The 19849-nt window shown below is 70.9% G+C and carries 12 protein-coding genes; 4 read left to right on the top strand and 8 right to left on the bottom strand.

The features are described from left to right. Positions 1 to 11 precede the first annotated feature (11 nt). Positions 12 to 2525: a DEAD/DEAH box helicase gene (locus tag ACZ32T_RS28940; protein WP_467265097.1), complete on the bottom strand. Its 2514-nt coding sequence runs from the start codon at positions 2523 to 2525 to the stop codon at positions 12 to 14. Positions 2526 to 2681: 156 nt separating this feature from the next. On the opposite strand from ACZ32T_RS28940, the gene ACZ32T_RS28935 reads away from it, so the two are divergent. Beyond that, a complete protein-coding gene (locus ACZ32T_RS28935; RefSeq protein ID WP_467265099.1) occupies positions 2682 to 3473 on the top strand; it encodes a metal-dependent hydrolase in 792 nt (263 codons plus the stop codon). A gap of 48 nt (positions 3474 to 3521) precedes the next feature. After that, entirely contained in the window at positions 3522 to 5057 is a 1536-nt protein-coding gene (locus ACZ32T_RS28930) for an ATP-dependent DNA ligase (protein WP_467369881.1), read from the top strand. A 45-nt stretch (positions 5058 to 5102) separates the two neighbouring features. Here ACZ32T_RS28930 and ACZ32T_RS28925 read toward each other — a convergent pair whose 3' ends face one another. From ACZ32T_RS28925 to ACZ32T_RS28900, 6 genes are all read right to left on the bottom strand, one after another. Next, positions 5103 to 6464: an NAD(P)/FAD-dependent oxidoreductase gene (locus ACZ32T_RS28925; protein ID WP_467265103.1), complete on the bottom strand. Its 1362-nt coding sequence runs from the start codon at positions 6462 to 6464 to the stop codon at positions 5103 to 5105. A 179-nt stretch (positions 6465 to 6643) separates the two neighbouring features. Continuing rightward, a complete protein-coding gene (locus ACZ32T_RS28920) occupies positions 6644 to 8425 on the bottom strand; it encodes an ABC transporter ATP-binding protein (protein WP_467369879.1) in 1782 nt (593 codons plus the stop codon). Further along, complete coding sequence (locus ACZ32T_RS28915) at positions 8422 to 10266, bottom strand: ABC transporter transmembrane domain-containing protein (RefSeq protein WP_467369877.1); 1845 nt, start codon at positions 10264 to 10266, stop codon at positions 8422 to 8424. The genes ACZ32T_RS28920 and ACZ32T_RS28915 overlap by 4 nt, the downstream gene beginning before the upstream one ends. 151 nt (positions 10267 to 10417) lie before the next feature. Continuing rightward, complete coding sequence (locus ACZ32T_RS28910) at positions 10418 to 11857, bottom strand: Gfo/Idh/MocA family protein (protein ID WP_467265109.1); 1440 nt, start codon at positions 11855 to 11857, stop codon at positions 10418 to 10420. Between the two features lie 276 nt (positions 11858 to 12133). After that, positions 12134 to 15076: an FAD-binding and (Fe-S)-binding domain-containing protein gene (locus ACZ32T_RS28905; protein ID WP_467369875.1), complete on the bottom strand. Its 2943-nt coding sequence runs from the start codon at positions 15074 to 15076 to the stop codon at positions 12134 to 12136. Between the two features lie 45 nt (positions 15077 to 15121). Next, on the bottom strand, positions 15122 to 15568 hold the full coding sequence (locus tag ACZ32T_RS28900; RefSeq protein WP_467265113.1) for a MarR family winged helix-turn-helix transcriptional regulator: 447 nt from the start codon (positions 15566 to 15568) through the stop codon (positions 15122 to 15124). Positions 15569 to 15723: 155 nt separating this feature from the next. Here ACZ32T_RS28900 and ACZ32T_RS28895 point away from each other — a divergent pair, with 155 nt between their 5' ends. After that, on the top strand, positions 15724 to 17529 hold the full coding sequence (locus tag ACZ32T_RS28895; RefSeq protein ID WP_467265115.1) for an ABC transporter ATP-binding protein: 1806 nt from the start codon (positions 15724 to 15726) through the stop codon (positions 17527 to 17529). Between the two features lie 202 nt (positions 17530 to 17731). On the opposite strand, the gene ACZ32T_RS28890 is transcribed toward ACZ32T_RS28895, so the two are convergent. Then, a complete protein-coding gene (locus ACZ32T_RS28890; RefSeq protein WP_467369873.1) occupies positions 17732 to 18808 on the bottom strand; it encodes an FAD-dependent oxidoreductase in 1077 nt (358 codons plus the stop codon). 74 nt (positions 18809 to 18882) lie between these two features. Here ACZ32T_RS28890 and ACZ32T_RS28885 point away from each other — a divergent pair, with 74 nt between their 5' ends. Further along, positions 18883 to 19305: a secondary thiamine-phosphate synthase enzyme YjbQ gene (locus ACZ32T_RS28885; RefSeq protein WP_467369871.1), complete on the top strand. Its 423-nt coding sequence runs from the start codon at positions 18883 to 18885 to the stop codon at positions 19303 to 19305. Positions 19306 to 19849 lie beyond the last annotated feature (544 nt).

Raw genomic sequence — 19849 nt, 5'->3', positions numbered from 1 at the left:
TCGGTCCGCCGTCACAGCTGGCCCACGGCCGTGACCCGGACGACTGCCCGGCCCTCCTCGTCGGAGGCCGCGAGATCGACCTCCGCACGGATCCCCCAGTCGTGGTCCCCCGCCGGGTCGGCGAAGGCCTGCCACACCCGCCAGAGGCCGTGCTCCTGGTCCTCGTCGATCTTCAGCAGCTTCGGGCCACGCGCGTCCGGGCCCGTACCCAGCTCCTCGTGCGCTTCCCAGTAGTCGTCCATCGCCTCGCCCCAGGCGTCCTCGTCCCAGCCGGAGTCGGCGTCCAGCTCGCCCAGGTCACGGACCCGGTCCAGCGCGGCCAGTTCCACCCGGCGGAACATCGCGTTGCGCACCAGCACCCGGAAGGCGCGGGCGTTGGCCGTCACCGGCTTGACCTCGTCGGCCCGCTCCTGCGCCTGCTCGGCGGTCTCCACCTCCGGGTTGGCCAGCTGCTCCCACTCGTCCAGCAGGCTGGAGTCCACCTGACGCACCATCTCGCCCAGCCAGGCGATCAGGTCCTCCAGGTCCTCGGACTTCAGGTCGTCGGGGATGGTGTGCTCAAGGGCCTTGTACGCACTCGCCAGATACCGCAGGACGATGCCCTCGGTGCGGGCCAGCTCGTAGTTCGAGGTGAACTCCGTGAAGGTCATCGCCCGTTCGTACATGTCGCGGATCACCGACTTCGGCGACACGGGGTGGTCACCGACCCACGGGTGGCTCGTGCGGTACACGTCGTACGCGTGCCAGAGGAGCTCGCTCAGCGGCTTGGGGTACGTGACCTCCTGGAGCAGCTCCATCCGCTCCTCGTACTCGACACCGTCCGCCTTCATCTGCCCGATGGCCTCACCCCGCGCCTTGTTCTGCTGCGCGGCCAGGATCTGCCTCGGGTCGTCCAGCGTCGACTCGACGACGGAAACCATGTCCAGGGCGTACGACGGCGATTCGGCGTCCAGCAGGTCGAAGGCGGCCAGCGCGAACGTCGACAGCGGCTGGTTGAGCGCGAAGTCCTGCTGGAGGTCGACGGTGAGCCGTACGATCCTGCCCTCGGCGTCGGGTGTGCCGAGCTGCTCCACCACACCGCCGTCGAGCAGCGAGCGGTAGATCGCGATGGCCCGGCGGATGTGCCTCAGCTGCGCCCTGCGCGGCTCGTGGTTGTCCTCCAGCAGATGACGCATCGCCTCGAAGGCGTTGCCCGGGCGGGCGATCACCGAGAGCAGCATCGTGTGTGTGACCCGGAAGCGGGAGGTCAGCGGCTCCGGCTCGGACTGGATCAGCTTGTCGAAAGTGGTCTCCGACCAGGCGACGAAGCCCTCGGGGGCCTTCTTGCGGACCACCTTGCGCTTCTTCTTGGGGTCGTCGCCCGCCTTCTTGACGGCCTTCTCGTTCTCGATGACGTGCTCGGGAGCCTGCGCGACGACGAAGCCCGCCGTGTCGAACCCGGCCCGGCCGGCCCGGCCCGCGATCTGGTGGAACTCTCGCGCCCGGAGGGTGCGGACCCGGGTGCCGTCGTACTTGGTGAGCGCGGTGAAGAGCACCGTGCGGATGGGCACGTTGACGCCGACGCCGAGCGTGTCCGTGCCGCAGATGACCTTCAGCAGGCCCGCCTGCGCGAGCTTCTCGACGAGGCGGCGGTACTTGGGGAGCATGCCCGCGTGGTGCACCCCGATCCCGTGCCGCACGTAACGGGAGAGGTTCTGGCCGAACTTGGTGGTGAAGCGGAAGTTGCCGATGAGGTCGGCGATCTTCTCCTTCTCCTCCTTCGTGCACATGTTGATGCTCATCAGCGACTGCGCCCGTTCCACCGCCGCGGCCTGTGTGAAGTGCACGATGTAGACGGGGGACTGCCGGGTGTCCAGGAGCTCGGTGAGCGTCTCCGTGATCGGCGTCAGCCTGTACTCGTAACTCAGCGGCACCGGCCGGGTCGCGGAACGCACCACGGACGTCGGGCGGCCGGTCCTGCGGGTCAGGTCCTCCTCGAACATCTTGACGTCACCGAGGGTCGCCGACATCAGCACGAACTGTGCCTGCGGGAGCTCCAGGATCGGGATCTGCCACGCCCAGCCGCGGTCCTGCTCCGCGTAGAAGTGGAACTCGTCCATCACGACCTGGCCGATGTCGGCGTACTTGCCGTCACGCAGCGCGATCGACGCGAGGACCTCGGCGGTGCAGCAGATGACCGGGGCGTCGGCGTTGACCGAGGCGTCCCCGGTCAGCATGCCGACGTTCTCCGTGCCGAAGAGCTTGCACAGGTCGAAGAACTTCTCCGAGACCAGCGCCTTGATGGGAGCGGTGTAGAAGGTGACCTTGTCCTGGGCCAGCGCCGTGAAGTGCGCACCCGCCGCGACCAGGCTCTTCCCGGACCCCGTGGGGGTGGAGAGGATCACGTTCGCCCCGGAGACCACCTCGATCAGCGCCTCCTCCTGAGCCGGATAGAGGGTGATGCCCTGCGATTCGGTCCATGAAGAGAAGGCCTCGAAGAGGGCGTCCGGGTCTGCGGTCGGGGGCAGCTGATCGATAAGGGTCACGCCCCCATCTTGCATGCCTCCGGCCCGGATGAGGGAACCGGAGCATCCCGCGAAGATCACGGACGATACGCTTCCCACTCAACTCGGCTGCCGCACACAGACGATGGCGGCCCGGCCTGGACACACGGCCGAACCACGATGGGGGCGTAAACAGCCATGATGGGACCGGCACACTCTCTGTCAGGGGCAGCGGCCTGGCTGGGGGTGGGTGCCGCGGCCGCCGCCATGGGCCACACGATGCCCTGGCCCGTCCTTGTCGTGGGGGCACTGATCACCGCCGGCGCCGCCCTCGCCCCGGACCTCGACCACAAGTCGGCCACCATCTCCCGGGCCTTCGGACCGGTCTCCAAGGCCGTCTGCGAGATAGTCGACAAGCTCTCGTACTCCGTCTACAAGGCGACCCGGGGCCCCGGCGACCCGCGCAGGACCGGCGGCCACCGCACCCTCACCCACACCTGGCTGTGGGCGGTGCTGATCGGCGCCGGGGCCTCGGCCGCCGCCGTCTTCGGCGGCCGGTGGGCGGTCCTGGGCCTCCTCTTCGTCCATCTCGTGCTCGCCGTGGAAGGCCTGCTGTGGCGGGCGGCCCGGGTCTCCAGCGACGTCCTCGTATGGCTGCTCGGCGCGACCAGCGCGTGGATCCTCGCGGGCGTGCTCGACCAGCCGGGCAACGGCTCGGACTGGCTGTTCGCCGCGCCCGGCCAGGAGTACCTCTGGCTCGGGCTCCCGATCGTGCTCGGCGCCCTCGTCCACGACATCGGCGACGCCCTGACCGTCTCGGGCTGCCCGATCCTGTGGCCGATCCCGCTGGGCCGTAAGCGCTGGTATCCGCTCGGACCGCCGAAGGCCATGCGCTTCCGGGCCGGCAGCTGGGTGGAGCTCAAGGTGCTGATGCCCCTCTTCATGATCCTCGGGGGAGTGGGCGGCGCGGCGGCGCTCAACGTCATCTGAATCCCTTTCCGGTGGGCGGCGAGCCCGCCGCCGTAGCACCATGGCGGCATGCTGCTCGCCAGGCTCGCCCACGTGTCCCTGGAGGTCGCCGCGACCTCGGCCCGCACCCGGAAGACGGCCCTGCTGGCCGGGATCTTCCGCGAGGTGGAGCCGGACGACGTCCCGGTCGTCATCCCCTACCTCGCCGGCCGCCTCCCGCAGGGCCGGCTCGGGATCGGCTGGAGCGCCCTGCGCCACGACGTGACGCCCGCGGACGCGCCCACGCTGACCGTCACGGAGACCGACGCGGAACTGACGGCCATCGGAGCCCTCAGCGGTCCGGGCTCGCAGGCGGCCCGCAAGGAGCGCCTGACCGGCCTCCTGGGCGCCGCCACCGCCGACGAGCAGCGCTTCCTGCGCGCACTGCTCACCGGCGAGGTGCGCCAGGGCGCGCTGGACGCCGTCGCCGTCGACGCCCTGGCCGACGCCGCCGGAGCGCCGCCCGCCGAGGTGCGGCGCGCCGTCATGCTCGCCGGGTCGCTCGGACCCGTCGCCCGTACGCTGCTCGCGGAGGGCCCCGGAAGCCTCGCCTCCTTCCGGCTCACCGTCGGCCGGCCGGTCCAGCCCATGCTCGCGCACACCGCCCGCTCGGTGACCGAAGCGATCGACCGGCTGGGGTCCTGCGCCGTGGAGGAGAAGCTGGACGGCATCCGCGTACAGGTGCACCGCGACGGCGAGCGGGTCGGCGTCTACACCCGCACCCTCGACGACATCACCGACCGGCTCCCGGAACTCGCGGCGGCGGTGACCGGATTCCCCGCAGACCGGTTCGTCCTCGACGGCGAGGTGATCGCGCTCGGGCACGACGGGAGGCCCCGGCCCTTCCAGGAGACCGCAGGCCGGGTCGGGTCCCGGCGCGACGTCGCCACCGCGGCGGGCGCCGTCCCCGTGGTCCCCGTCTTCTTCGACGTGCTCTCCGTCGACGGCCGCGAACTCCTCGACCTCCCCTTCGCCGAACGCCACCGGGAACTGGCGGGGCTGGTCCCCGAACCGATGCGCGTACGCCGCGTCGTCGTGGAGGACCCGGCGGACGAGACGCAGCGCGAGGCGGCCGTGGCGTTCTCCGAGGCCACACTGGCCCGCGGGCACGAGGGCGTCGTCGTCAAGGGCGACACGGCGACGTACAGCGCCGGCCGCAGGGGCGCCTCCTGGCTCAAGGTGAAACCGGTGCACACCCTGGACCTCGTGGTGCTCGCCGCCGAATGGGGCCACGGCCGGCGCACCGGGAAGCTCTCCAACCTGCACCTGGGGGCACGCCGGGAGGACGGCACCTTCGCGATGCTGGGCAAGACCTTCAAGGGGCTCACGGACACCCTGCTCGCGTGGCAGACCGAACGGCTCCAGGAGCTGGCCACCGGCGACGACGGGCACGTGGTGACGGTGCGGCCCGAGCTCGTCGTGGAGATCGCCTACGACGGGCTCCAGTCGTCCACGCGCTACCCGGCGGGCGTCACACTGCGGTTCGCCCGTGTCCTGCGCTACCGCGAGGACAAACGGGCCGAGGAGGCGGACACGGTCGACACGGTGCTCTCCCGCCGGACATGACACCGGCCCCCGTCCCGCGTCGGGGACAGGGGCCGGGCGGGCGGCTCAGCCGCGGATGCCGGCGCCCGCCGTGTGCGCGCGGATCTCCTCCGGCGTGAGATAGGCGTCGGTGTACTCGAAGTCGCGCAGGGTGGCCTGCTTCCGGGCCTGGAACCCCGTCCGCACGAAGTCGTCACCGGCGATCGCGTTGAGCAGCCAGTTGGTCATGACCCGGGTCTTCGCGACGTTCGTCCGCAGCGCCGCCCAGTGGTACCCCCGCGCCGCGGCCTGCGCCGGCATGCCCTTCAGTTCGATGCCCAGCGGCTTGGACACCGCGTCCCGGCCACCGAGGTCCACGACCAGACCGAGGTCCTTGTGGACGTACGGCTGCAGCGGACGGCCGCGCAGCGACGCGATGATGTTGTCCGCGAGCTTGCGGCCCTGGCGCATGGCGTGCTGAGCGGTGGGCGGGCAGATCGCCCCGTCGCCCTTGTCCAGGTCCGGCACCGCCGCCGCGTCGCCGAGCGCGAACACACCGTCGCTGCCGGGCAGCGTCATCTCCGGCGTCACCGCGAGCCGGCCCCGCACCGTCTCGGCGTCGAGCGTGGCGACGAGCGGACTCGCCGCGACGCCCGCGGTCCAGATCAGCGTGCGGCAGGGGAGCACCCGGCCGTCCGTGAACGTCACCTTGTCCGGACCCGCCTCGGCCACGGAGACACCGAGCGAGACCTCGATCCCGCGCTTGCGCAGGATCTCCAGGGCGCTGAGACCGAGCTTGTCGCCGAGCTCCGGCATGAGCTTCGGCGCGATGTCGATCAGATGCCACTTGATCAGCTTGGGGTCCAGCCGGGGGTAGTGCTTGACGGCGTTGGAGGTGAGTCGCTGCAGGCACGCGGCCGTCTCCGTACCGGCGTACCCACCGCCCACCACCACGAACTGCAGCCGGGACGCCCGCTCCGCCTCGTCCTGACTGGCATCGGCCAGATCGAGCTGGGAGATGACGTGGTCCCGGATGTAGGCGGCCTCGGCCAGGGTCTTCATGCCCCGGGCGTTCTCGACCAGCCCCGGGATGTCGAAGGTCCGGGTGACGCTGCCCGCGGCCAGCACGATGTAGTCGTACGGCTCGTTCACGATCTCGTCCGTGATCTTGCGGACCACGCAGACCTTCGCCTTCGTGTCCACCCCGATGGCCCCGCCCGGCACGATCCGGGTGCGGTGGCGCCGGCTGCGGCGCAGGGAGACGGCGACCGACTGGGGGGTGAGCACCCCGGAGGCGACCTGTGGGAGCAACGGCAGGTAGAGCTGGTACGAGAACGGGGTGACGAGCGCGATGTCCGCCTCGCCGGGGGCGAGAGTGCGCTCCAGCCGGCGCACGCACTCGACCCCGGCAAAGCCGGCGCCGACAACGAGAATCCTGGGTCGTGCCACGGTGTGCGTCCCTTCTCGGGTTTACGCGGTCATCGCTCGCCTGCCCCGTATCCGAGGCCAGTCACTCCCTCATCCTCACCGGAGGGGACCGAGTTCGCCTCTTGTGCGGCGGGCCCTGCCGCCGGACGGTGACACGCGGCAGGACCCCGCCCGGGACGGCGAGCGGCCGGGACCGCCGCTCAGCCGTGCCAGGAACGCCACAGCGCCGCGTAGGCGCCCTCCGCGGCCACCAGCTCGTCATGACTGCCCAGTTCGCTGATCCGGCCGTCCTCGACCACCGCGATCACATCCGCGTCGTGCGCTGTGTGCAGCCGGTGCGCGATCGCCACCACCGTGCGGCCCTCCAGCACCTGCGCCAGCGACCGCTCCAGGTGCCGGGCCGCCCGCGGGTCCAGCAACGACGTCGCCTCGTCCAGCACCAGCGTGTGCGGGTCCGCCAGGACCAGGCGGGCCAGGGCGATCTGCTGCGCCTGAGCCGGGGTGAGGGCCAGACCGCCCGAGCCGACCTCCGTGTCCAGGCCCGCGTCAAGGGCCTTCGCCCAGCCGTCCGCGTCCACCGCGGCGAGCGACGCCCACAGCTCCGCGTCCTCGGCGCCCGTACGGGCGAGCAGGAGGTTGTCCCGGAGCGAACCCACGAACACGTGGTGCTCCTGGTTGACGAGAGCCACATGGCTCCGTACCCGCTCGGCCGTCATCCGGGACAGCTCGGCGCCCCCCAGCGAGATCGAACCCGCCCGGGGCGCGTAGATCCCGGCCAGGAGCCTCCCCAGCGTGGACTTTCCCGCACCCGACGGCCCGACGAGTGCCAGCCGCGTGCCCGGGGCGACGTCCAGGGACACCTTGTGCAGGACGTCCACGCCCGCGCGGTACCCGAAGTGCACCTCCTCGGCCTTCACCACCCGGCCGTCGGGACCGACGAGGTCGTCACCGGCGTCCGGCTCGATCTCCCGTACGCCGACGAGCCTCGCCAGCGACACCTGGGCGACCTGCAGTTCGTCGTACCACCGCAGGATCAGACCGATCGGGTCCACCATCATCTGCGCCAGCAGCGCCCCCGTCGTCAGCTGCCCGACGGTGATCCAGCCCTCGATCACGAACCAGCCGCCCAGCATCAGCACCGCGCCGAGAATCGTCACGTACGTGGTGTTGATGACCGGGAAGAGCACCGAGCGCAGGAAAAGGGTATATCGCTCCCATTTCGTCCACTCCGAGACCCGCCGGTCCGACAGCGCGATCCTGCGGGATCCCAGCCGGTGGGACTCCACGGTCCGCCCGGCGTCCACGGTCTCGGCGAGCGCGGCCGCGACCGCCGCGTACCCGGCCGCCTCCGAGCGGTACGCCGAGGGCGCCCGCCGGAAGTACCAGCGGCAGCCGACGACCAGCACCGGAAGCGCGACCAGGGCGGCGAGCGCCAGCGGCGGGGCGGTGACGGTCAGCGCGCCGAGCAGCAGCCCCGCCCAGACGACCCCGATCGCCAGCTGCGGCACCGCCTCACGCATCGCGTTGGCCAGCCGGTCGACGTCCGTGGTGATCCTGGACAGCAGATCACCCGTACCGGCACGCTCCAGGACCCCGGGCGGCAGGCCCACCGAGCGTACGAGGAAGTCCTCGCGCAGATCGGCCAGCATCTCCTCGCCGAGGATCGCCCCGCGCAGCCGCATCGCCCGCGTGAACACGGTCTGCACGACCAGCGCCAGGGCGAACACGGCCGCGGTGCGTTCCAGATGGAGATCGGTGACACCGCTCGACAGGTCCTCGACGAGCCCGCCGAGCAGGTAGGGCCCGGTGATCGACGCGATCACTGCGACCGCGTTGGCGCCGATCAGCACGGCGAACGGCCTGCGGTGGCGCCGCAGCAGGGCGCGTACATACGTCCGTACGGTCGTCGGCGTACCGACCGGCAGGGTCGTCGCCGACTGCGGTGCGGCCGGGTCGTACTCCGGTGGGGCCAGGCCGATCATGCTGTCTCCTCGATTTCCTCGGCCGTCCGGGGGGCCGTCCGGGCCGGGCGGACGCCGCCGGCCGCGGGGATCCCGTCCCGTGCGGCGGCCTCGTCCTCGGTCTCACGGGTCACGACCGCGCGGTACCGGTGGTCGTCCCGCAGCAGTTCGCGGTGCGTTCCCGCCGCGACGACCGTGCCCCCGTGCAGGAGCACGACGCGGTCGGCGACGTCCAGCAGCAGCGGCGACGACGCGAACGCCACCGTCGTACGGCCCCTGCGCAGCAGCTCGACACCGGCGGCGACCCTGGCCTCCGTGTGCGAGTCCACGGCGGACGTCGGCTCGTCGAGCACGAGCGCCTCCGGGTCGGTGACCAGCGACCGGGCCAGCGCCAGCCGCTGCCGCTGACCGCCGGACAGGGATCTGCCGCGCTCGGTGATCCGGGTGTTCATCGGATCTCCGTCCACGTCGACGGACGCCTGCGCCAGCGCGTCCAGCACGTCACCGCACCGGGCGGCGTCGAGCGCGTCCTCGGCCGACACGCCGCCCGAGGACGGGACGTCCAGCAACTCCCGCAGCGTCCCGGAGAGCAGCACGGGGTCCTTGTCCTGCACCAGCACCGCGGCACGCGCCGTGTCGAGCGGCAGCTCGTCCAGCGGCACACCGCCGAGCAGCACCGAGGGGGCAGGCGCGGAAGCGTCGTCGTCCGGCTCGGTGTGGCCGCCCAGCCGCTCCGCCAGCCGCCCCGCCTCGTCGGGATCGCCGCAGACCACAGCGGTGAACAGGCCCTGGGGCGCCATCAACCCGGTCACCGGGTCGTACAGATCGCCCTGGGGCGCGGTGGTGTCCGCGGTCGGGGGACGGGTGCTGCGACGCAGCGACAGCACCCGGACCGCGCGCTGCGCGGACGGCCGCGAGAAGGAGTACGCCATGGCGATCTCCTCCACGTTCCGCAGAGGGAAGAGCATCAAGGTCGCCGCGCTGTACACGGTGACCAGCTGGCCGACGTCGATCCGGCCGTCCCGGGCCAGCGTCGCGCCGTACCAGACCAGCGAGATCAGCAGAACTCCCGGCAGGAACACCTGGATCGCCGAGATGAGCGCCCACATCCGCGCACTGTGGACGGCCGCCTCCCGGACCTCCTGGGACGCACGGCGGTATCGGTCGAGGAACAGCTCCTCGCCGCCGATGCCGCGCAGCACCCGCAGTCCGGCGACCGTGTCGGAGGCCAGTTCCGTGGCCCGGCCCGCCTTCTCGCGCTGGAGATCCGCCCGGCGGGTGGCCCGGGGGAGCAGCGGCAGCACGGTCAGTGCGAGGACCGGGGTGGCGATCGCGACCAGCACACCGAGCGAGGGCAGATAGAGGACCAGCCCGACGCAGATCAGCACGAGCGCGGTCGCGGCGGCCAGGAAGCGCGACAGGGCCTCGACGAACCATCCGATCTTCTCGACGTCGCCGGTGGACACGGCGACCACTTCTCCGGCCGCCACCCTCCGCGTCAGTGCCGAGCCGAGCTCCGCGGTTCTGCGTGCCAGCAGCTGCTGAACCCGCGCCGCGGCGGTGATCCAGTTGGTGACCGCCGTCCGGTGGAGCATCGTGTCGCCGAGGGCGATGAGGACACCCAGGACGGTGAGGAGGACACCGGCCCTCGCCAGGTCCCTGCCGGAACGGTCGATGACGGCCTCCACCGCCAGGCCGACGGCGAGCGGGAGGCCCGCGATCGAGCAGTGGTGGAGCAGCCCCCAGGCGAGGGACTTGAGCTGGCCGGCGAGCTGGTTCCGCCCGAGCCAGAAGAGGAAACGGGGGCCCGACCTCACATCGGGATCGCCGGGATCCGAGTACGGAAGATCGCGAATCTGCATGACGTCCCAAGGATCGGAAGCGGAGATCCGTGGAGGACCTCGTGGAACAGTGGGGGACCAAACCGTGCAAGGTTCGCTTCCTGACCCCGTCCGGGGCAACCGATTATTACGGTGCGGGGGACCGGGCCCCGGCATCGGGGCCCGATCCGGCCTACTCGTCGGGCTGTTGGGAGTCCATGCCCGGGCGTGCCTTCTTCCACTCGCCGCGGGTGAAGTCCGGTATCTGCTGCGGGGCGCCGCCGGCCTTGATGGAGAGGTGGCTCAGCGGGACCGGCGCGGTCCAGGTCGCCGCGTCGTACACATCGAAGTCGGGTACGAGCCCGAGGCGCATGCACTGCATCAGCCGAAACACCAGCATGTAGTCCATCCCGCCGTGTCCACCGGGCGGGTCGGCGTGCTCCTTCCACAGCCAGTGGTCCCAGTCGGCGTACGCGGAGAAGTCCGCCCACTGGTCGTCGGTGTGATCGGGCTCCAGGTAGATACGGGCCGGGTAGTCCTCGAAAACGCCCTTCGTGCCGCCGAGGCTGTTGATCCTCGAGTAGGGGTGCGGCGTCGACACGTCGTGCTCCAGACGGATCACCCTGCCCTTGGCCGTCCGGACGAGACTGATCGTCCGGTCGCTCTCGATGTAGGTCTCCTTCCAGCTCGGGTCGCCCTTGGGCATGTGCTTCTCGCGGTATTCGGCGAGGCCGAGCGAGGGGGAGCCGACGCTGGTGATGGACACCGCGCGGTCGCCACGGTTGACGTCCATGTAGTTGGCGACCGGCCCGAATCCGTGGTTGGGGTAGAGATCACCGCGCAGCCGGGTGTGCCACAGCCGTCGCCACGGGCCCTCGTAGTAGTCGGGGTCGAACATCAGCCCGCGCAGATCGTGGTTGTACGCGCCCGCGCCGTGCAGCAGATCGCCGAAGAGGCCGGCGTGCGCCATCCGCAGCACCCGCATCTCGTTCTGGCCGTAGCAGCAGTTCTCCAGCTGCATGCAGTGCCGCCGGGTCCGCTCGGAGAGATCGACCAGCTGCCAGAGCTGGTCGAGCCGTAGGGCGACCGGGCACTCGACGCCGACGTGCTTGCCGTTGAGCATGGCGGTCTTCGCCATCTCGAAGTGGAAGTCCCAGGGCGTGGCCACGTAGACGAAGTCGATGTCGCCGCGCTTGCAGAGGTTCTCGTAGTCGTCCTCGCCGTTCGTGTACACGGCGGGCGCCGGCTGGCCGGCCGCCGTGACCTTCGCGGCGGCCCGTTCGGCCTTGTCCTTCACCGGATCGCAGACGGCGACGACCCGCACCCCGGCCACGGCGAGGAAGAGATCGATCATGCTGCCGCCGCGGTTGCCGAGGCCCACGATGCCGACCCGCACGGTGGAGCGGCGGTCGAAGGGGACGCCGGCCATGGTGGCGCCCTTGCGGGTGGGGGAGGAGGGGGCGCCGGGCGCGTTCTCCGCCGCCGCCGCGGTGCCGCTGCCGAGGGTTCCGAAGCCGAGTCCGACGCCGGCGATTCCGGCTGCCCCGGCTGTGGTGCGAAGCACGGAACGACGGCTCATCGAGCCGTCGTCCGTGGTCAGAGGGTCCAGGTCCTGTGGTGCGTCGTCATTCATCGAGCCTCCAGAAAGGGCGATCCGACGGTGCGCAGACGAATCCGGGAACCCACGAGGAGGCGGGCGCCCGGACCTTGGTAAGGACCTTGAACGGTGGGGCTGTTGTTGTGCAAGGGATGGGATTGGACTCTCGCGCGTAAACCATGGACTTTGCTGCGGCCGATGTCGGGGAGGAGGGCCGGTGGCGCACGGAGCGGGGGGCGACGTGCGGGCATGCGCCCGGCCCCAGGTGTGCGGGTGCGTGCCCGGTTCGGACGTACGGGGTGTGCGCGGTCCTCAGAGGACCGGACGTGTGGCCCGCTCCAGCTCGATCAGCGCCGAGTGGTAGGGGTGGCCGGTGGCCCGGTCCATGCCGATCTCGCACATCCGGTTGGCCGACAGATACGCGTCGTACTTCCGGGCGCCCACCTCGGCACCCTCCCTGGCGGTCGCCGAGTCCGTGAGTTCCTTGTGCAGCATGCCGCGGTCGCCCGCGAAGGCGCAGCAGCCGGTGTCGTCGGGGACGACGACCTCCTCGGCGCAGGCCTCGGCGACCGTGCGCAGTTGTGCCACATCGCCGAGATGCTGCATGGAGCAGGTCGGGTGGAGCACGGCGGAGCCCGTCCTGCGGAACACGGTCAGAGCGGGAAGCAGCTCCTCGGCCGCCCAGACGAGCGAGTCGACGACGGTCAGCTCGCGGTGCAACTCCCGGTTGGCCTCGGTGAGACAGGGCACCACCTCGTGCGCCAGGCCCAGTGTGCACGAGGACGCGTCGACCACCAGCGGCAGCCTGCCGCCCGCGGTCCAGCCCCAGGCGGCCTCCACGATGCGGTTGGCCATGACCGCGTTGGCCGCGTCGTACCCCTTGGAGTGCCAGATCGTCGCGCAGCAGGTCCCCGCTACGTCCGGGGGGATCCATACGGGCTTCCCGGCCCGCGCCGATACGGAGACCACCGCGTCGGCGAGCGACAGCGCGCCCTGGTCCTCGGGTCCGGCGAAGATGCGGTTCACACACGCCGGGTAGTAGACGGCACTCGCCCCGGCCCGCGAGGTCGGGGGGAGCCTGCGCGAGGCGGCACCAGGGATCTCCGGAAGCCACTCCGGCACGAGATCCGGACTGAGCGCCCGGCGTGCGAGCCTGGTCAGGGCCCCGAGCACCCGGTCACCGGCCGCTCCGGGCACCGTGTGGGCCGCGGCGACCGCCAGCCGTGCCGTGGTCTCCACCGCCGTGAAGTACTTCGCGGTGAGCACCGCGACCCGCTCCTCGCGGGCGGAGTGCCGATGGTGGCGGAAATCCTTCATCATCGCGCCGGTGTCGATGCCGACCGGGCAGGCCAGCTTGCAGGTGGAGTCGCCCGCACAGGTGTCCACGGCGTCGTAACCGTAGGCGTCCAGCAGACCGGCCTCCACGGGGGAGCCGTCCGGCTGGCGCATCATCTCGCGGCGCAGCACGATGCGTTGGCGCGGAGTGGTCGTCAGGTCCTCACTGGGGCAGGTCGGTTCGCAGAAGCCGCACTCGATGCACGGGTCGGCGACCGGCTCGACCGTGGGGATCGTCTTCAGCCCGCGCAGATGTGCCTTCGGGTCGCGGTCCAGGACGATCCGCGGCGCCAGCACCCCCTCGGGGTCGATGACCTGCTTCGTACGCCACATCAGCTCGGTCGCCTTCGGGCCCCACTCCAGCTCGAGGAACGGGGCGATGTTGCGGCCGGTGGCGTGCTCCGCCTTCAACGAACCGTCGAAACGGTCGACGACCAGCACGCAGAAGTCGTCCATGAAAGCGGCGTACCGCTCGACGTCGGCGGGCTTCGCGGCGTCGAAGGCGAGCAGGAAGTGGAGATTGCCGTGTGCCGCGTGGCCGGCGACGGCGGCGTCGAAGCCGTGCACCGCCTGGAGCTGCAGCAGTGCCTCGCAAGCCTCCGCGAGCCGGGACGGCGGTACGGCGAAGTCCTCCGTGATCAGCGTCGTGCCCGAGGGACGGGAGCCGCCGACGGCCGTGACGAACGCCTTCCGGGCCGCCCAGTATCCCGCTACCGTCCCGGCGTCCCGGGTGAACTCGTTGGTGACGGAGACGGCCGGCACGACGAGGTCGAGACCGCTGACGACCGAGGCGGCCGTCTGCTCGTACGCCTCCAGCGCAGTCTCGTCCGGAGCGCGGAACTCCACCAGGAGCGCCGCCGTGGCCCGGGGGAGAACCGCCCAGTCCGCGGGAACGCCCTGGACCCTGACCGAGGCGCGCAGCGTGTTGCCGTCCATCAGTTCCACGGCGATCGCCCCCGCCTCGCTGAACCGGGGCACCGCTGCCGCCGCCGACGTCAGGGAAGGGAAGAACAGCAGCGCCGAGGAGACGCACCGGTCCAGGGGCAGGGTGTCGAAGACGACCTCGGAGATGAAGCCGAAGGTGCCTTCGGAGCCGACCATCAGCCCCCGCAGGATCTCCACGGGGGTCGATCCGTCGAGGAACGCGTCGAGGCGGTAGCCGTTGGTGTTCTTGATCTCGTACTTGGCACGGATCCGGGCCGTGAGCGCGGTGTCCGCCTCGATCTCCGCCTTGAGCGCCATCAGCCCGTCACACAGGCGTGGCTCGGCGTGGCGGAGCAGCTCGTCCGCGTCGGGCCCGGCCGTGTCGACCACCGTGCCGCTCGGCAGGACGAAGGTGAGGGAGGAGACCGTGCGGTACGAGTTGCGCGTCGTCCCCGCGGTCATCCCCGAGGCGTTGTTCGCGACGACACCGCCGACGGTGCAGGCGATCGCACTGGCGGGATCGGGGCCGAGCAGCCTGCCGTGCCGGGCCAGCGTGATGTTCGCCCGCATGACCGTGGTGCCCGGGCGGATACGGGCCCGTGCCCCGTCGTCCAGGACCTCGATCCCTGACCAGTGGCGGCGCACGTCCACGAGGATGTCCTCGCCCTGCGCCTGGCCGTTGAGGCTCGTGCCCGCCGCCCGGAAGACGACGGCACGGCCCTTGCCGTGCGCGTAGGAGAGAATCGCGGAGATGTCGTCGATGTCCTCGGGGACCACGACGACCTGCGGAAGGAAGCGGTAGGGGCTGGCGTCCGAGGCGTAACGCACCAGGTCGGAGATCTTCCACAGGACCTTCTCCTCGCCGAGCAGGGCGGTCAGGCCGGCCCGCAGGTCCGCCGGAGCCCCTGACGCCTTCCAGCCGGGCACCCGATCGGGGGACGGCGGGCGTGCCGTCCCGGGGCGCAGTGCTTCCGGCTTCGGCTCCAGCAGCGGCATGTCAGGTCCCCTCGACGGTGCGGTGCGGGGGCCGCACCGCGTGCCTCAGCAGCGGCGGCGCTCCGGCATTCCGTCGACCAGAGCGGTGAGCAGTCCGCCGAGCACCTCACGCTGTTCGGCGGTCAATGGAGCCAGGATCTCCTCCGCGGCGGCCTTGCGCGCGGTGCGCATCGAACGGAGCACGGCCCTGCCCTCCTCGGTGATCTCGATACGGACCACCCGGCGGTTGGCCGGATCAGGGGCGCGCCGCACCCGGCCGCTCGCCTCCAGGCCGTCGACCAGGGTCGTCACGGCCCGCGGGACGACGTCCAGCCGCTCGGCGAGATCGGCCATCCGGGGCGCGCCGTCGTAGTGCGCGGTCGTGCGCAGCAGACGGAACTGGGCCGGGGTGATGCCGGTCGGCTCCAGCTGCCGGCTCTGGATGCGCTGGAGGCGGCGGGTGAGCCGCAGCAGCTGCTCGGCGAGCATGCCGTCGGAGTCGGGGGAGTCCATGAGGGAACAATATCAGGACCTTGTTCATTGTGAATAGAGGTAACAATGGGCTAAGCTCTCAAAAGTCCACTTTCCCGTCAGCTCGACCCGGGCCTCCGCGCCGACTGCCGGACGCACACGAACACCCCGTCAGTCGCACGCTCTCGAAGGAGCCCATGAAACCCGACGAACCCCTCTGGACACCTCCAGCCGCAGACGCGGGACAGCCGCCCGCCGAGCTGCGCCGCATCTTCCGGCTCTTCCGGCCCTACCGCGGCAGACTCGCTGTGGTCGGGCTGCTGGTGGGCGCATCCTCCCTGGTGTCGGTCGCCTCCCCGTTCCTGCTCCGCGAGATTCTGGACACCGCGATCCCCCAGGGGCGCACGGGGCTACTCACGCTGCTCGCGCTCGGCATGATCCTCACCGCCGTGGTGACCAGCGTCTTCGGCGTCCTGCAGACCCTGATCTCCACGACCGTCGGCCAGCGCGTCATGCACGACCTGCGCACCGCCGTCTACACCCAGCTGCAGCGGATGCCGCTCGCCTTCTTCACCCGGACCCGCACGGGTGAGGTCCAGTCCCGCATCGCCAACGACATCGGCGGCATGCAGGCGACGGTCACCTCCACCGCCACCTCCCTGGTCTCCAACCTCACCTCCGTCGTCGCGACCGTGGTGGCCATGCTCGCGCTGGACTGGCGGCTCACCGTCGTCTCGCTGCTCCTGCTGCCCGTCTTCGTCTGGATCAGCCGGCGAGTCGGCCGGGAGCGCAAGAAGATCACCACGCAGCGCCAGAAGCAGATGGCCTCCATGGCCGCCACGGTCACCGAATCGCTCTCGGTCAGCGGAATCCTGCTGGGCCGGACCATGGGCCGCTCCGACTCGCTCACCAAGGCCTTCTCCGAGGAATCGGAGCGCCTGGTCGACCTCGAGGTGCGTTCCAACATGGCGGGGCGCTGGAGGATGTCGACGATCGGGATCGTGATGGCCGCCATGCCCGCCGTCATCTACTGGGCGGCGGGCCTCACCCTCCAGTCGGGCGCCCCAGCCGTCTCCATCGGAACGCTGGTCGCCTTCGTCTCGCTCCAGCAGGGCCTGTTCCGGCCGGCGGTGAGCCTGCTCGCCACCGGCGTGCAGATGCAGACGTCCCTCGCCTTGTTCGCGCGCATCTTCGAGTATCTCGACCTCCGGGTGGACATCACCGAACCCGAGAAGCCCGTCCGGCTGGAGAGCATCCGCGGCGAGATCGCCTTCGAGGACGTCACCTTCAGCTACGACGAGAAGAGCGGCCCGACCCTGAGCGGCATCGACGTGACGGTGCCCGCCGGGACCGGCCTGGCCGTCGTCGGCCCCACCGGATCGGGCAAGTCCACGCTCAGCTACCTGGTGCCGCGGCTGTACGACGTCACAGGGGGCCGGGTCACCATCGACGGCGTCGACGTGCGCGACCTGGACTTCGACACCCTCGCCCGGGCCGTCGGCGTGGTCTCCCAGGAGACCTACCTCTTCCATGCCTCGGTCGCCGAAAACCTCCGCTTCGCCAAACCGGACGCCACCGACGAGGAGATCGAGGCCGCCGCCCGCGCCGCCCAGATCCACGAGCACATCGCCGGGTTGCCCGACGGGTACGACACCCTCGTCGGCGAACGCGGATACCGATTCTCCGGCGGCGAGAAGCAGCGGCTGGCGATCGCCCGCACGATTCTCCGGAACCCGCCCGTGCTGATCCTCGACGAGGCGACCAGCGCCCTCGACACCCGTACGGAACACGCCGTGCAGCAAGCCATCGACTCCCTGTCGAAGGGCCGCACCACGCTCACCATCGCACACCGGCTCTCGACCATCAGGGACGCCGACCAGATCGTCGTTCTGGATGACGGCCGCACGGTCGAGCGCGGCACACACGAGGAACTGCTCGCGCAGGACGGACGTTATGCGGCCCTGATCCGCCGCGACAGCCATCCGGTCCCGGCTGCCACCTGAGGGACGGGCTGCCCACGCCTGGGCGACGACAACTTCTCCTTGTGTGTGGTCCATCTGTGGGGCACGCGCAGTAGCGGTCTGCAGCCCGCTGTGCGCTTGCGGTAATCATTCGGTGTCGCACGGTAGTTGAGTAACCAATGCGGAATTGCCACGCGTTCGAGCGAACGATCTCCTGTTCGCGTGTTCTGCTCCCGGAGGCTGATCAGGCCGGAACGCTGTCCAGCAGTCGGGTGACCGAACGGACCGCCTGTCGTCCCGCACGGTTGGCGCCGATGGTGCTGGCGGACGGGCCGTAGCCGACGAGATGGACGCGCGGATCCCGTACGGCCCGGGTGTCCTCGACGCGGATGCCGCCGCCCGGTTCGCGGAGTTTCAGTGGTGCCAGGTGATCGACGGCCGCCCGGAAGCCGGTCGCCCAGAGGATGACGTCGGCGTCGACGGTCCGGCCGTCGGACCAGGCCACCCCGTCCGGCGTGATCCGTTCGAACATGGGAAGCCGGTCGAGGACGCCCTGCTCGCGAGCGCGCCGGACGGCCTCGTTGAGCGGAAGTCCGGTCACGCTGACCACGCTCTGCGGTGGAAGTCCGCGGCGTACGCGCTCCTCCACCAGGGCCACCGCGGCCCGTCCCTCCTCCTCGCCGAACGGTCCGTCGCGGAACACCGGGGGGCGCCGCGTCACCCAGTACGTCTGTGCCGCGACCTCCGCTGTCTCCATCAGGTGCTGGGTGCCCGAGGCGCCCCCGCCGACCACCACGACCCGGCGGCCGGCGAACTCCTCCGGCCCCGGGTAGCTCGCGGTGTGCAACTGCCGCCCCCGGAACGTCTCCTGCCCCGGATAGCGCGGCCAGAACGGACGGTCCCAGGTGCCGGTGGCGTTGATCAGGGCGCGTGGCGCGTACGTACCCTCGGAGGTTTCGACGAGCAGCCGCCCGCCCTCACCGTCGCGCACGGCGCTCACGTCGACAGGTCGGTGCACCCGTAGCCCGAAGCGCCTCTCGTACGCGTCGAAGTACTCCTCGATCACCTCGGACGAGGGGCGGTCGCCGTCGGCACCCGTCAGCTCCATGCCTGGCAGGGAGTGCATGCCGTGCACCTTGCCGTAGGTGAGCGAGGGCCACCGGAACTGCCAGGCTCCGCCGGGGCGGGGCGCGTGATCCAGCACGACGAAGTCCCGCCCGGGGCCGAGGCCGGCGCGGCGCAGATGATAGGCGGCGGAGAGCCCTGCCTGTCCGGCGCCGATGACGACCACGTCCAGCTCGCGCGTCCCGAAGTTGTTCACCTTTCTACCAACCCTGGCGCGCCCCGGGATCTTCCCGGGGGCGCGGCCGGGCCCGACGGCGAGAGAATGGGGCCATGTCCAACACCTTTGCCACACACATGCTGAGCGTCACCACGGGACGGACCGAGACGGTCATGGACCTGACGGAGGAGTGCACGCAGTTCCTGGACCGCGTCGCGCATGGGCGGGACGGCCTGCTCAACGTCTTCGTCCCGCACGCCACCGCCGGGATCGCGATCCTGGAAACGGGCGCCGGCAGCGACGACGACCTCCTCACCGCCCTCGGGACCCTGCTTCCCGCCGACGCCCACTGGCGCCACCGCCACGGAAGCCCGGGCCACGGCCGGGACCACGTGCTCCCGGCGCTGGTGGCGCCGCATGCCACGTTGCCGGTGATCGGGGGGAGGCTGGAACTGGGGACGTGGCAGTCCGTGTGCCTGGTGGACACGAACGTCGACAATGCGGACCGGCAGGTGCGGCTGTCGTTCCTCGGGTAAGGCTGCGTCTGCCGTCACTGTAGGAGTGATGTCCGGCCGCACCAAGTGAGAGCGGCCCAGCTCTGGGCAGGGCGAGCGGTGCTGCGCGGCGACGCACACCTGGGGGGATGTCACCGCGCGAAGTTCGGTGACATCCGTGGTGCCGCACGAACCACACTCTTCAGTTCCGGCCTGGCCCGTAAACAGACCTTCCCGCTACTGGAACCGGATGGCTCCGCCGCTACCCGAGCTCCGAGTCTGATCTCGATCGCCGTCTCGGTGGCGCCTTCCTGGCAGTCCCGTGCCGGGCATCGCAGGGCACCGGCACGTTCGTCTGCACAGCGTGCAGCACCTGCGGCCAGGCGACTGGCAGCGGCGCAGCTCCCACCGGGTGCGGCATGCGGAGCAGAGTGCTGCGAAGAGGCCGCCTTTGCGGGGCTCGAACACGGTCTGGTGCCGAGAGCCGGTCTTGGCGCACACCCGGGCACACTTCGAGTAGTTCGGCCTGAAGGGCTGCGCCCTTCAACGTCTCAGAAACGGTCCGCAGTCAGTCGCTGGACTTCGT

This window comes from Streptomyces sp. NPDC023573, from assembly GCF_055559735.1.
This window is presented reverse-complemented; position numbering and strand designations above follow the sequence as displayed.

Excerpts from the sequence above, each read along its gene's own strand:
- ACZ32T_RS28935 (WP_467265099.1), top strand. The coding sequence starts at position 2,682 with ATGATGGGACCGGCACACTCTCTGTCAGGGGCAGCGGCCTGGCTGGGG.
- ACZ32T_RS28930 (WP_467369881.1), top strand. The coding sequence starts at position 3,522 with ATGCTGCTCGCCAGGCTCGCCCACGTGTCCCTGGAGGTCGCCGCGACC.
- ACZ32T_RS28920 (WP_467369879.1), bottom strand. The coding sequence starts at position 8,425 with ATGATCGGCCTGGCCCCACCGGAGTACGACCCGGCCGCACCGCAGTCG.
- ACZ32T_RS28915 (WP_467369877.1), bottom strand. The coding sequence starts at position 10,266 with ATGCAGATTCGCGATCTTCCGTACTCGGATCCCGGCGATCCCGATGTG.
- ACZ32T_RS28910 (WP_467265109.1), bottom strand. The coding sequence starts at position 11,857 with ATGAATGACGACGCACCACAGGACCTGGACCCTCTGACCACGGACGAC.
- ACZ32T_RS28905 (WP_467369875.1), bottom strand. The coding sequence starts at position 15,076 with ATGCCGCTGCTGGAGCCGAAGCCGGAAGCACTGCGCCCCGGGACGGCA.
- ACZ32T_RS28900 (WP_467265113.1), bottom strand. The coding sequence starts at position 15,568 with ATGGACTCCCCCGACTCCGACGGCATGCTCGCCGAGCAGCTGCTGCGG.
- ACZ32T_RS28895 (WP_467265115.1), top strand. The coding sequence starts at position 15,724 with ATGAAACCCGACGAACCCCTCTGGACACCTCCAGCCGCAGACGCGGGA.
- ACZ32T_RS28885 (WP_467369871.1), top strand. The coding sequence starts at position 18,883 with ATGTCCAACACCTTTGCCACACACATGCTGAGCGTCACCACGGGACGG.